Raw genomic sequence first — 13614 nt, 5'->3', positions numbered from 1 at the left:
GTATATCCCAAAGAAGCAAGAGCCAGAACACAAAATTAACGGAAAAATTGATGTTCCGGAAGTTCGTTTAGTAGGAGATAATGTTACTCAAGGAATCTATCCTATAAAAGAAGCATTAGCTATTGCCGAAGATTTAGAGTTGGATTTGGTAATGATCACAGAAAGTGCAAATCCACCTGTTTGTAGAGTTGTTGATTATAAAAAATTCCTGTACGAACAGAAAAAGAAGCAAAAAGAACTTAAATCCAAGCAAACCAAAGTAGTGGTTAAAGAAATTCGATTTGGACCACAAACCGACGAACATGATTTCGAATTTAAAAAGAAACATGCTCAAAAATTTTTGGAAGAAGGTTCTAAATTAAAAGCTTACGTTTTCTTTAAAGGGCGTTCCATTGTTTTTAAAGACCAAGGACAAATTTTATTATTAAGATTAGCGCAAGAATTAGAAGAATGGGGTAAAGTAGAGCAAATGCCAAAGCTCGAAGGGAAAAGAATGATTATGATGATGTCTCCCAAAAAATAAGATAAAAATAAATGGCTATAAAAATAGCTATTTATTCTTTTATAGTAAGTATACATAAAAAGAGCTCTTTATTTTTTATTCTTATCTTGATAGTAACTAAATTTGTATTACTTATCAATTGAGTAAGATAAAACATCAATTTTAAATTTAAAATTGATACCTATAGACTTATATAATTTTTTACAATAATTAGTTAGTTAACTTGGATGTTATTTTTTCCATGTTCAAAGAATACGTAATTTATTTTCATAATTTTTTTAGATATGGTTATTTTACTCATAAATAACTGTAATTAAACCATTGATAAGGAAATTCATTGGTTTTATTAATATATTATATTGTATTTTTTTAATGATATAAATTTATCATCCGGGAATTTTAAAAATAAAATATCAGAATAGAAAAGGATAGTCTAAACAAAAAATTTTGCTAAAGTCTAAATGATTTGTTTATTTTTTGAAAAATATCTAATTTTGTACCATTGATAACGAGGTAAATAAATAAGAAAATGCCAAAATTAAAAACAAAATCAGGTGCTAAAAAGCGTTTTTCAATTACCGGATCAGGTAAAATTAAAAGAAAACATGCATTTAAAAGTCACATTTTAACTAAAAAAAGCACAAAACGTAAACGTAATCTGACGTATTCTACTTTAGTAGATATTGCAGACGAAAAAAGCGTTAAAAGACAATTATTAATTAAGTAAGAGAGAATATCTTTTTAAAGATATTCCGGTTTTTTAAAAATCATTTAAAAGTTTAACCCTGGATTGGGTAAAAGAAGAGAAGATAAAAAATACTTCCACCCACTTCAAAAAAACAAAAAAGTATGCCAAGATCAGTCAATTCAGTAGCGTCAAGAGCGCGCAGAAAAAGAGTCTTAAAATTAGCTAAAGGCTATTATGGGAGAAGAAAAAATGTTTGGACAGTAGCGAAAAATGCTGTTGAAAAAGGTTTGCAATATGCCTATGTAGGTAGAAAGCAAAAGAAAAGAAATTTCAGAGCTTTATGGATACAGAGAATTAACGCAGGTGTCAGACAATACGGTCTTTCTTATTCTAAATTTATAGGTTTACTAAAAGAAAAAAATATAGATTTAAATAGAAAGGTTCTTGCAGATTTAGCTATGAACCATCCAGAAGCTTTCAAAGCGGTTGTGGATACTGTAAAAAAATAAATTTAATAATATTTTCGTTATCATAATAAAAACACTCACTATATAGTGAGTGTTTTTTATTTTTAGTATACTTTATTTAAATGCTCAAAATACGCAGAAGACTCACAAGATGCTGCCAAAGTTTTAAAAAGGCATATCAGAATCCTGATCATCAATAGTATCATCAATTCCAAACGAATCGCTAGGATTAATAGATGGAATATTTATGGAACTGTCAAATGAAGTTTCATCATTGATTTTACTTTCAAAAGTGGTAGAACTTATACTTTCCTGTACGGAAAAATAATCTTCATCTATATCCGAAAATTTAGCCTGAGAACTCGTAAAACGTAATCGAACATCTTCCAGAGCACCGTTTCTATGCTTTGCAATAATAAATTCTGCTTGACCTGTACAAGGTGTTCCATCTTCCCAAGTATCTAATTTGTAATATTCCGGTCGATATATAAAGGTTACTATATCGGCATCCTGTTCAATAGCCCCCGATTCCCTCAAGTCCGAAAGTAAAGGTTTTTTACTTCCTCCTCGAGTTTCCACAGAACGGGATAACTGCGAAAGTGCTATAACAGGTATTTCAAGCTCTTTAGCAATAGCTTTTAATGAACGAGAAATCGTAGCGATCTCTTGCTCCCTATTTCCTATACCTTTTCCTCCTGCCGACATTAATTGAAGATAATCGATCATAATCATTTTTACTCCATGCTGAGAAACAAGTCTACGAGCTTTAGCCCTCAAATCGAAAACAGAAATCCCGGGAGAATCATCTATAAATATCGGCGCATTTTCCAATTTATTAACACGGGAATAGAGTTGTTGCCACTCTAATTCGGATAAATTGGCTTTTCTCAACTTTTCAGATTCAATTCCTGTTTCACTGGATATCATACGCATCATCAATTGTTCTGCGGACATTTCTAATGAAAATACACCGATAGGAGTTTCAGCCCCTATGGCAATATTTCTGGCCATGGAAAGAATAAAAGCCGTTTTACCCATACCGGGTCTTGCTGCAATAATTATAAGATCCGAAGGTTGCCAACCGGCAGTAATTTTATCCACATGCTTAAATCCTGAAGGGATACCGCTCATCCCTTGTTTAGATTCTAAAGATTTAATCTTTTTTAAAGCATTGGAAACTAAATTTTTCGCTTCATTGAATGTTCGTTTCAAAGTACCGTTGGTAATTTCGTATAACTGACTTTCAGAATAATCCAACAAATCGAAAACATCTGAAGTTTCATCATACGATTTTTCAATCATATTAGATGATATTTCAATGAGTTTCCTAAGTATATATTTTTCAAGAATAATTCTTGAGTGGTATTCAATGTGAGCCGAAGAAGATATTTTGTTGGAAAGTTGAATCAAATAAAAATCGCCTCCTGCAGCGTCCAAATTACCTTGAGATCGTAATTTATTGGATATAGTAAGAATATCAATAGGGTCTGTTTGCTTAAAAAGATCTTCAATGGCTTCATATATTAGTTGGTGCTCTCTTTTATAAAATACTTCGGGAGATAAAATATCTATAATTTCATCTAACCCTTTTTTATCGATCATCATGGCACCTAGTACAGCTTCTTCTAAATCAATAGCTTGAGGGGGAAGCTTTCCTTTTTCTAAGTTAATGATTTTGTTGGATTTAGGAATTTTATTGTATTTAGATTCTAGTTGTTCCATATCAGTTTCAAAAATATGCAAAATTATAAGGTAGACCTATCTTTTTTCTAAACAATTTTTTAGAAGTCGGATATAACGTTCAATAAACTATTGCAATAATTATTCATATATGTAAATTCATCTAAACAACTTATGAACAATTTTGAGATATGCTGTCTTTTATTCGTTTTAGTAAATAATGTAAACGATTTCCGGCTATCGATTTCCTGTCTATATAAAACTAAATTAATTAAGCCTGAGATAAAAAAAGTAAACTTATCAAGTAATTCAATTATTATATAAAAGTAAGTGAATTAGAAAAGTTGATCTATCTTTGTTTACATGAAATGGGATGAAATAATAGGCCAGCAAAATTTAATAAAGCAATTGCAAAATTCAATCAAGGAAGATAGAATTAGCCATGCGCAACTGTATATAGGAAAACCTGGTTACGGAGTTTTACCGCTTGCACTTGCTTATGCTTCTGAAGTTATTTGTAAACAATCTGAAAAATGTTTATTACAGATCAATCGATTGCAACATCCCGATTTGCATTTATCTTTTCCTACCATTAATAATTCAACAGAAAAAAAAGAAGCCATAAGTTCTGACTACATTAAACAGTTTAGGGAGTTTATTATCGAAGATCCTTATAGGGATATAAACCAGTGGTATGCATATATTAATGAAGATAAAAAGCAAGGGATCATTTCTGTTAAAGAAATAGAAAATATAATTGATAACTTAAACTTAAAAAGTTTTGAAGGAGGATATAAAGTTCAAATAATTTGGATGGTAGAAACTATGAGAGTAGAAGCTGCCAATAAATTACTTAAAATATTGGAAGAACCGCCTGCTAAAACTTTGTTTATACTCATTGCTGAAGATGATAAAAAAATTCTTCCAACCATATTGTCTCGTTGCCAAAAAATAACTGTTAATTCTTTGGAAAACAATGAAATATCTGATCATTTACAAAATAGGTTTTCCTTAGACAAAGAAACGGCCGATACTTTAGCAAAAAGAGCTGATGGCGATTGGGATGTAGCTTGTAAGCTAATAAAAAACAATACCTTACAAGAAGAATTCGAGAAATATTTTATTCGATGGAACCGTGCAGCGGTCATGGCACCTAAAAAACCACAATTTTTAAGAGAAATAGTAGATTGGTCTTTAGAAATATCTGCTTGGGGTAGAGAAAAACAAAAGAATTTCTTACAATTTTGTGCCGAAACTTTTAGACAAGCCTTACTTCAAAATTACGAATCCTCAAGCTTAGTAAATAATCCATTAACATATGAAAACTTTAAATGGGATAATTTTAGTCATTTTGTTCATGGGAAAAATATAGAAGATATTTTAGAAGAAATTAATAACGCATTTTTTCATATTGAAAGAAATGGAAGTGCTAAAATCATTTTTTTAGATATGGGTATAAAATTAACACGATTTTTGGCTAGAAAAAATGAGTAATTTTTGCCATATAAGATAAAAAAAAGTTGATTTTTCATCCGGTTTTTAGAATGGTTATTTGCGTGTATTTCAATTTAATAAGCTGTTTAACAGCTAGATAAAAGCGATCGTTATTTAGAATAATTACAAATTAACAAAAACTAAAAGATATGTTAAAAAAAACATTTGGCAATATAGAGCATATTTTTATTTTTGCATAAGTCGCTTTTAATGGGACAATTATATTATAAATAAGTTTCATTCAATTGAAATCAATTATTATGAATAAAATTATAGCAGTCTGTATGCTGACTCTCTTTACAAGTGTTTCTGTTTTAGCGCAGAAAGTAAATGGAGATGTAAAGAATGGAGAGAAATTATTCAAAGACAATTGTACCGCTTGTCACGCGTTAGACCGAAAACTTACAGGACCTGCACTAAAAGGAATTGTAACAAAATTAACTGAAGAAGGCGCTGATGTAGAATGGATCCAAAAATGGATCATGAATAATGAAGCCTTAAGAAAAAGTGGAGATAAGCGTGCGAATAAAATCTTCGAAGAGAACAATCAAATTGCTATGGATGTTTTCGAAGGCAGATTATCAGTACAAAATATCGATGATATTTTAGCCTATCTTGAAAATCCACCGGCTCCACCGGAAGAAGCTGCTCCTGCCGTAGTTGAACAGAAACCATCAAATGATCTTAACTATATTTTACTTTCCTTTGCCTCAATTGGAGTAATATTGATTTTTACCTTACTTAAAATCAATAAACTAGTAAAACTAAAAACCTCCAGCGCTGAATTATCAGAACTTGAATCTACAAGAATTAGAACTTTTTCACAATTTTATGTGCAATACAAAGGGGTTTTGTATGGATTGGTAACTTTACTATTAGCCTTATCCTTTTACGGATTATGGGCTTGGTTGATGGGAATAGGGGTAGATAAAGGTTATGAACCGGATCAACCTATTTATTTTTCACATAAAATTCATGCAGGAGAAAATAAAATCAATTGTCAATTGTGTCATTCCGGAGCAAAATATGGAAAAGTTTCCGAAATTCCTTCTCTAAGTGTATGTATGAATTGTCATAGAAATATTAGCGAATATACCGGAAAATATATTGAACCGGGGAAATCTAAAGAATTCTATACTGCTGAAATAAAGAAAATTTATGATCATATTGGTTGGGATGAAGAAAACCAAAAATACACAGGTATACAAAAACCGGTGAAATGGGAAAGAATTCATAATATGCCGGATTTCGTATATTTTAATCACTCACAACACGTAGTGGCAGGAGAAAAAACAATAATAGCCGATTTCAATAAAAAGAACCCGAATCATCAAATTGACGTGGTATGTAAAGCCTGTCATGGTTCCATAGATACCATGAATGTAGTAAGAATGGCGAATGATTTCACAATGGGATGGTGTGTAGATTGCCACCGTACTACAGAAGTCGATATGACCAATGGATATAATGCAGCTTACTTCAACAAGCTTCATGAAAAATTGAAGAAAGAATATGGAGAAGATAAATCTAAAATAACGGTAGATGCCATAGGAGGTTTAGAATGTGGTAAATGTCATTATTAATTAATTAAAATCATCAGAAGATCATTATGGCTTCAAAAGATAAAATAAAATTTAGGAGTTTAGAAGAATTACAAGATCCTTCACTACCAGAGAAATTAGCAGCAAATGAATTTGTAGAAGAGCTTCCTATCGATGAATTTTTAGGAGATGATCAAGCAATGTATTCTACAAAAACCTCTCGAAGAGATTTCTTAAAATTCTTAGGTTTTGGAACAGCAGCTGTAACTTTAGCAGCCTGCGAAGCTCCAATTATTAAATCGGTACCATATGTGGTTAAACCCGAAGGTATCATTCCGGGGGTACCCAGTTATTACGCCTCAACTCTTTACAATGGATTTGACATTGCCAGTGTTTTAGTTAAAACAAGGGAAGGAAGACCCATTAAAATTGAAAGTAATAAAAATGCTGCCTTTTTTGGTGAAAGCACAGCCAGAAGTCAAGCTTCTGTTCTTTCATTATATGACAATAACAGAGCTAAAGCGCCTAAACTGAATGGATCTGAAACCGATTGGAAATCATTAGATGACTATGTAAATAAAGAATTACAGGCAGCTAAGGTTTCGGGTAAAAAGATTGTAATTTTAACACCATCTTTTCCTTCTCCCTCCACTAAAAAAATCATTGAAGATTTTACAACCATATACCCAAGCACAGAACATGTCGTTTACGATGCGATTTCCTATTCACCGGCTTTAGATGCTGCAGAAGAGGTTTATGGAGTAAGAGCTTTACCATTATATGATCTAACTAAAGTTGAATTATTGGTTTCTTTTGGTGCTGATTTTTTGAATGATTGGAATGGAGGGCATTTTGAGGCAGATTATGCGAAAGCCAAAACCCCGGGGAAAACTATGCTTAAGCATATTCAAATTGAATCCAATTTAAGTTTATCAGGGGCTAGTTCCGATGAAAGAATGCCGTTAAAACCTTCGGAAGTTCAAAAATTATTGGGCGAAGTGTACAAAGCATTGGATGGAACTTCTTCCAATCCTACTGCTCAAAAAATAGCTAAAGAACTTACAAAAAAAGGTTCAAAAGCGGTTGTATTTGCGGAAGGCGATAAATCAGCCTATGTGATAGCCAATCTGATAAATCAAAAATTAAATTCATTAGCAGTTAGAAAAGATAAAGTATTATTGACTAAAGAATCCAATGATGCTCGTTTTTCGGAACTACTATCTTGGTTGTCAACCGGACAAGTTGGAGTATTACTTAACTTTAATACCAATCCGATTTATTCATACTCAGAGGGAGAAAAACTGAAAGATTTATTTAAAAAAGTGAATTGTTCTGTATCTCTTTCAGAATATGAAAATGAAACAGCTTCTATATGTAAAGCCATTGCACCTGTTCCTCATTGGTTAGAATCATGGGGAGATTTAAATCCGGCAACAGGGGTTTACTTATTATCACAACCAACCATCCAAAGAATTTTTGATACACGTCAATTCCAAGATTCATTATTGGTTTGGAGGAATGCGGGATTACAAACAAATGCGGTTAAAGAAAATATCACAATTGCTCCCGTTGGTTCGACTCCTTCGGTTGATTCTTTAGCTACTCAATCTAAAAAAGATACGGTTCAAGATGCAACCACTCCGTTTAATTCTACCTATACTACTACAGCAACACCTCAGCAAACCAATGCTTATTATAATTATTTAAAACAATACTGGCAAACGCAGTTAGGAACTAAATTAGGTTATAGTTTTAATCAGGCTTTATATAATGGATACAATGAAACATCCGAAATTACAGAATTAAATGTAATCGGAGGAAATGCGGAACAGGCATTATCTAACTTAGCAGCTATTAAAGCGGGAACATTTGAATTAAACTTATATCTTAAAACAGCTATTGGAGACGGAGTTCAAGCAAATAATCCTTGGTTGCAAGAGTTGCCGGATCCTATCTCTCGTCTAGCATGGGATAACTATATTACAATTTCATTAGAAGATGCTAAACAATTAGGAATTAAGAATGAGACCAATGGCAGAATGCAATTGGATGGTTCCTTAGTAGATTTAACGGTTAATGGAAAAGTAATAAAAAGTGTTCCGGCATTAATTCAACCGGGACAAGCTAAAGGATCGATTGGATTAGCCTTAGGATACGGTCAATCAAAATCAGGAAAAGTAGGTCAAACCGGAATAAATGCCTATCCTTTTTATCTTAACTCTAATTTAATTCAATATAATATAACTATTAAACCGACTCAAGGAATTCATGAATTTGCGTCAATGCAAATGCAAGGCACCTTAATGGGCAGGTATGAAATAGCAAGAGAAGTTTCCTTAGATACTTACTTAAACGAGGATCCTAAAGAATGGAATGAGCCGTTAAAAATGGATTCATACGTAGGAGAAGTTCCTATGAATAAAGTAGATCTATGGAGAGATTATGACAGTACAGACGGTCCACATTTTAACCTTTCAGTTGATTTAAATGCATGTACCGGATGTGGTGCTTGTATTATAGCATGTCAAGCCGAAAATAATGTTCCCGTAGTTGGAAAAGAAGAAATAAGGATGTCAAGAGACATGTATTGGTTACGGATAGACAGATATTATTCTTCTAAAAAGCAAATAGAGCAAAAAGAAGAAATTTTGGAAAATTTGGATCAAGTTCCTATGTATAAGGAATTAATTGAGCCTAATTCAACTAATCCGGATGTAATTTTCCAACCGGTGATGTGTCAACATTGTAATCATGCACCTTGTGAAACGGTTTGCCCGGTAGCGGCTACCTCTCATGGAAAACAAGGACAAAATCATATGGCTTATAATCGATGTGTAGGAACACGCTATTGTGCCAATAACTGTCCGTATAAAGTACGTCGTTTCAATTGGTTCAACTACGCGCTTAACAATAAGTTTGACTATAATATGAATAATGATTTAGGAAGAATGGTATTAAATCCTGATGTCGTTGTTCGTTCCAGAGGAGTTATGGAAAAATGTTCCATGTGTATACAAATGACTCAGGCTACCATCTTAGAGGCTAAAAAACAAGGCAGAAAAGTGGAAGATGGAGAATTCCAGGTAGCATGTTCACTGGCTTGTTCTAGCGGAGCAATTAAATTTGGAGATATTAATGATCCTTCATCAGAAATTGCAAGGCTATCAAAAGATAAAAGGAAATATGTATTGTTAGAAGAAGTAGGTACTAAACCTAATGTATTCTATCAGCACAAAATTAGGAATAGAAAAGAATCATAAAAATTTTAAGAAAGTTACTATGTCAGGACATTACGAAGCACCTATTCGCGAGCCGTTAATTTTAGGGGATAAAACCTATCATGACATTACGGAAGATATTGCCCGTCCTATTGAAACCAAAGCCGGGAAACTTTGGTGGTTTGCTTTTTATATTGCTTTAGTAGCCTTTATCTATGGTGTAGGGTGTATCGCTTATACGATAGGTACCGGAATAGGGGTATGGGGACTAAACAGAACGATAAATTGGGGATGGGATATTACAAATTTCGTTTGGTGGGTAGGAATAGGTCATGCAGGAACATTGATTTCTGCTGTATTATTGCTTTTCCGTCAAAAATGGAGACTTTCCATTAACCGTTCTGCGGAAGCCATGACTATTTTTGCGGTGGTTCAGGCTGCCATGTTCCCATGTATTCATATGGGGCGTATATGGTTAGCTTATTTTGTATTTCCTATAACTAACCAGTTCGGAACTTTATGGCCCAATTTCAACTCTCCCTTATTATGGGACGTATTTGCCATCAGTACCTATTTTTCGGTATCTGTGGTTTTTTGGTATATCGGACTAATTCCTGATTTTGCCATGGTTAGAGATCGAGCGGTTAAACCGGTAACTAAAAAGATTTATACTATATTGAGTTTTGGATGGGGAGGAAAAGCCAAGCATTGGCAAAGATTTGAGGAAGTTTCATTAGTTTTGGCAGGTCTTGCAACTCCTTTAGTATTTTCTGTTCATACCATTGTTTCCTTTGACTTTGCAACTTCAGTTATTAAAGGATGGCATTCAACAGTATATCCGCCGTATTTTGTTGCGGGTGCTATATTTTCCGGTTTTGCTATGGTTCAAACCTTGCTTAGCGTGGTGAGAAAAGTATGTCATTTAGAGGATTATATCACTCAAAAGCATATCGAATATATGAATATTGTAATTGTTGTGACAGGAGGTATGGTAACAGTAGCTTATATTACAGAATTCTTTATCGGATGGTATTCAGGTAGCAGATATGAAGATTTTACTTATTTCTCAGTTGGAGCTGCCACTGGACCATATTGGTGGGCATTTTGGTTATTAATCCTTTGTAATGTATTAATTCCTGCTTCTCTTTGGATAAAAAAATTAAGAAGAAATTTTCTATGGACCTTCATTGTTTCCATTGTTATAAATATCGGTATGTGGTTTGAAAGATTTGACATTATTGTTATCAATCTGTCACGTGATTATTTACCGAGTGCATGGACAATGTTCCAACCTTCTTTTGTAGACGTAGGAATATTCATTGGAACGATAGGTTTCTTTTCAGTATTATATCTATTATATGCAAGGACTTTCCCTGTTATAGCGCAGGCAGAATTGAAGACAATTATAAAAACATCAAGTGAAGGGTATAAAAAACATCATTTAGAAAATGAGCACCACTAAGACAATTATTTACGGTTTATACGGAGATGATGATCTCCTTATAGATGGGGTTAAGCAACTTCGTGATAGAGGAATTGAAATTAATGAAGTTTATACACCTTTTCCGGTACATGGATTAGATAAGGCAATGGGATTAAAAGAATCGAGAATGTCTGAATTTGCTTTTTTCTATGGAGCTTTAGGGTTAGCTGTTGCTTCTGTGCTTACTTGGTATACGATGAATTATGATTGGCAGCAAAATATAGGAGGAAAACCGAGTTTTACTTGGACAGAAAATATGCCGGCTTTTATTCCAATTATGTTTGAGCTGACTGTATTTTTTGCCGCTCACCTTATGTCCATAACATACCTTATTTTAAACAAGCATTATCCGGGACAAAAAGCTCAAAATCCTGATCCAAGGACTACCGATGATAAATTTTTAGTTGAAATTTCTAATCAAAATTATGACCAAGTAAAGGAAATTTTGATAGCTACAGGTGTTGAGGAAATAACTGTAAAAAAAATTGAAGATGAAAAAAATAACTAAATATATTCTTTTTGCTATAACAGGAAGTTTATTTATAATTTCTTGTAGTAAGAAAAAACCCAGTTTGGTTTATTTTCCAGATATGTACTATCCGGTAGCCTATGATCCTTATCAAGAGGCAGTAATTGCTTATGGGGAACAAGGCACGACGGTTCCTTTATTTTCAAAACAAGGAGGAGCAACCGCATTAGCGCCTGTACCCGGAACCATAGCTCAAAATCCCGAAGGAATTCTACCTATGGATTTGCCAAATACCCCTGAAGGATATGATGCTTCTAAAAAAATAACGGTTTCACCGCTAAACCCTTTAAACAAAGATAAGGACTTAGCCAGAGGAAAAGATTTATATATAAAAACATGTTCGGCTTGTCATGGTACAGCCGGAGACGGACAAGGTGATATTGTTCAATCCGGAGCATTTTCGGGAGTACCTAATTATAAGGATAGGGATATAACAGTCGGATCTGTACATTATGTTATGGAACATGGAAGAAATGCCATGGGATCTTATGCGGGGCAACTTTTACCCGGAGATATGTGGAGAGTTGCAGAATATGTAATAAACGAATTTAAACCTTCTGCAACATCAAACTCTGCAGAACAGACACAAACAACAGAACAATAATACAGCTATGAGATATACATTTTCATCAAGTCTTAAATTAACGTCCATAGTATTAATCGTAGTAGGATTGATAGCCTTTGGTATAGGGTATTATCAGAATTCACGTATAGATGAACATGCTGTTAAGGAAATTTTGCATCATAATGAAGAATTAGCGGGAGCTCAACCCATGAATTCAGTTTATAAAGGGGATGTTGCGCATTCTAAAGAACATATTGAACATGCTGAACATCAAATTCATAACAGACCGTGGTCGGCATTTTTTGTTTCTTTGATGTTATTTTTCGGTATTTCAGCTACCGCCTTGTTTTTTGCTGCTGTGCAACATGCAGGTAATGCCGGTTGGTCTATTGTTGTTATCAGAGTAATGGAAGGTATAGCTTCATTTTTACCTGTTGGCGGCTTATTAATGGTCATATTTATTCTTCTTTCATCATATGGTGGTGAACACGGAGGACTTAATCATTTATATCATTGGATGGATCCGTCTTTAACCGATCCTAATTCTTCGCATTTCGATTTACTTATAAAATCTAAGGAACCGTTTTTAAATAGACCGTTTTTTGTTATTAGAACACTGATTTATGTAGCCGGATGTATTTTCTTTTTATGGAAAATAAAATCTTTAACTAGAAAGTTGGATGAAACTAAAGAAGTTTCCGATTATAAAAAAGTATACAATTGGAGTGTAGGTGCTATTGTTTTCTTTGCTTTGGCTTCCGCTTGCTGGGCATGGGATTGGTTAATGTCCATTGATCCTCATTGGTATTCCACTTTATATATGTGGTATGTATTAATTAGCTGTTTGGTTTCTTCCGTTGGAGTGATGTTGATTATTTCCATATATCTGAAAAAGAAAGGTTTTTTACCGGCATTTAACGATAATCATATGCATGATCTTGCTAAATTTTTGTTTGGATTTAGTCTTTTATGGTCTTATCTGTGGTTTGCGCAATTTATGTTGTATTGGTATGCTAATATTCCTGAGGAAACGGTATATTTCTTTGGAAGATACAAGTTATATGGACCTACTTATTTTACCATGTTGATTCCGAATTTAGTTTTACCGTTTTTGATATTAGTAAGCAGTAAAGTGAAGAGAAATTATGTCATTGTCCCTATTATGGCTTGTGTGGTACTATTCGGTCATTATTTAGATATGTTTAATATTATTATGCCTGGAACTGTTGGTGCTTTCTGGGGTATAGGACTATTAGAAATTGGTGCTTTCATTTTTATGTTGGGACTATTCATATTTACTGTAATGTATTCTATAAGTAAGCTTAATTTAGAAGCTAAAGGTAATCCATACTATCATGAAAGTGAATTATTTGAATATCCTTTCTAATCATTAAAAGTATTTATTATAAAAAAAGCATCTCTATCATGAGATGCTTTTTATTTATAA

11 protein-coding genes are annotated in these 13614 nt (G+C 33.2%); 10 read left to right on the top strand and 1 reads right to left on the bottom strand.

The features are described 5' to 3' along the window. Positions 1-4: 4 nt before the first annotated feature. The 3 genes from infC to rplT all read left to right on the top strand — a co-directional run bounded on the left by infC (position 5) and on the right by rplT (position 1699). Positions 5-523 (top strand): translation initiation factor IF-3, encoded by a 519-nt coding sequence (gene infC, locus C4S75_RS02445; RefSeq protein WP_255410571.1) that lies wholly within the window; start codon positions 5-7, stop codon positions 521-523. Between the two features lie 508 nt (positions 524-1031). Next, on the top strand, positions 1032-1229 hold the full coding sequence (gene rpmI, locus C4S75_RS02440; RefSeq protein ID WP_105296740.1) for a 50S ribosomal protein L35: 198 nt from the start codon (positions 1032-1034) through the stop codon (positions 1227-1229). Between the two features lie 122 nt (positions 1230-1351). Next, a complete protein-coding gene (gene rplT, locus C4S75_RS02435) occupies positions 1352-1699 on the top strand; it encodes a 50S ribosomal protein L20 (protein ID WP_105296739.1) in 348 nt (115 codons plus the stop codon). A gap of 123 nt (positions 1700-1822) precedes the next feature. Here rplT and dnaB read toward each other — a convergent pair whose 3' ends face one another. Next, positions 1823-3379 (bottom strand): replicative DNA helicase, encoded by a 1557-nt coding sequence (gene dnaB, locus C4S75_RS02430; RefSeq protein WP_105296738.1) that lies wholly within the window; start codon positions 3377-3379, stop codon positions 1823-1825. Between the two features lie 321 nt (positions 3380-3700). Between dnaB and C4S75_RS02425 the strand changes: the two genes are divergently transcribed. The 7 genes from C4S75_RS02425 to C4S75_RS02395 all read left to right on the top strand — a co-directional run bounded on the left by C4S75_RS02425 (position 3701) and on the right by C4S75_RS02395 (position 13554). Continuing rightward, entirely contained in the window at positions 3701-4831 is a 1131-nt protein-coding gene (locus C4S75_RS02425) for a DNA polymerase III subunit delta' (protein ID WP_105296737.1), read from the top strand. 260 nt (positions 4832-5091) lie between these two features. Next, positions 5092-6414 (top strand): c-type cytochrome, encoded by a 1323-nt coding sequence (locus tag C4S75_RS02420; protein ID WP_105296736.1) that lies wholly within the window; start codon positions 5092-5094, stop codon positions 6412-6414. Between the two features lie 26 nt (positions 6415-6440). Beyond that, complete coding sequence (locus C4S75_RS02415; protein WP_105296735.1) at positions 6441-9632, top strand: TAT-variant-translocated molybdopterin oxidoreductase; 3192 nt, start codon at positions 6441-6443, stop codon at positions 9630-9632. Between the two features lie 19 nt (positions 9633-9651). After that, entirely contained in the window at positions 9652-11052 is a 1401-nt protein-coding gene (gene nrfD, locus C4S75_RS02410; protein ID WP_105296886.1) for an NrfD/PsrC family molybdoenzyme membrane anchor subunit, read from the top strand. Beyond that, a complete protein-coding gene (locus C4S75_RS02405; RefSeq protein ID WP_105296734.1) occupies positions 11039-11581 on the top strand; it encodes a DUF3341 domain-containing protein in 543 nt (180 codons plus the stop codon). The genes nrfD and C4S75_RS02405 overlap by 14 nt, the downstream gene beginning before the upstream one ends. Further along, the gene (locus tag C4S75_RS02400) at positions 11565-12206 is read left to right on the top strand and encodes a cytochrome c (RefSeq protein WP_105296733.1); all 642 of its coding nucleotides are present in this window, start codon (positions 11565-11567) and stop codon (positions 12204-12206) included. Before C4S75_RS02405 ends, C4S75_RS02400 begins: the two co-directional genes overlap by 17 nt. A 7-nt stretch (positions 12207-12213) precedes the next feature. Further along, the gene (locus C4S75_RS02395; protein ID WP_105296732.1) at positions 12214-13554 is read left to right on the top strand and encodes a quinol:cytochrome C oxidoreductase; all 1341 of its coding nucleotides are present in this window, start codon (positions 12214-12216) and stop codon (positions 13552-13554) included. The last annotated feature ends 60 nt before the right edge of the window (positions 13555-13614 follow it).

Source organism: Apibacter sp. wkB309, assembly GCF_002964915.1.
In the GTDB taxonomy this organism is placed as follows: Bacteria; Bacteroidota; Bacteroidia; order Flavobacteriales; family Weeksellaceae; genus Apibacter.
The sequence above is the reverse complement of the archived record's forward strand: the minus strand, read 5'-3'. Positions and strand labels throughout refer to the sequence as shown.

What these genes read in the sequence shown, in the direction of transcription:
- rpmI (WP_105296740.1), top strand. Translation starts at nt 1,032, where the DNA reads ATGCCAAAATTAAAAACAAAATCAGGTGCTAAAAAGCGTTTTTCAATT.
- rplT (WP_105296739.1), top strand. Translation starts at nt 1,352, where the DNA reads ATGCCAAGATCAGTCAATTCAGTAGCGTCAAGAGCGCGCAGAAAAAGA.
- dnaB (WP_105296738.1), bottom strand. Translation starts at nt 3,379, where the DNA reads ATGGAACAACTAGAATCTAAATACAATAAAATTCCTAAATCCAACAAA.
- C4S75_RS02425 (WP_105296737.1), top strand. Translation starts at nt 3,701, where the DNA reads ATGAAATGGGATGAAATAATAGGCCAGCAAAATTTAATAAAGCAATTG.
- C4S75_RS02420 (WP_105296736.1), top strand. Translation starts at nt 5,092, where the DNA reads ATGAATAAAATTATAGCAGTCTGTATGCTGACTCTCTTTACAAGTGTT.
- C4S75_RS02415 (WP_105296735.1), top strand. Translation starts at nt 6,441, where the DNA reads ATGGCTTCAAAAGATAAAATAAAATTTAGGAGTTTAGAAGAATTACAA.
- nrfD (WP_105296886.1), top strand. Translation starts at nt 9,652, where the DNA reads ATGTCAGGACATTACGAAGCACCTATTCGCGAGCCGTTAATTTTAGGG.
- C4S75_RS02405 (WP_105296734.1), top strand. Translation starts at nt 11,039, where the DNA reads ATGAGCACCACTAAGACAATTATTTACGGTTTATACGGAGATGATGAT.
- C4S75_RS02400 (WP_105296733.1), top strand. Translation starts at nt 11,565, where the DNA reads ATGAAAAAAATAACTAAATATATTCTTTTTGCTATAACAGGAAGTTTA.
- C4S75_RS02395 (WP_105296732.1), top strand. Translation starts at nt 12,214, where the DNA reads ATGAGATATACATTTTCATCAAGTCTTAAATTAACGTCCATAGTATTA.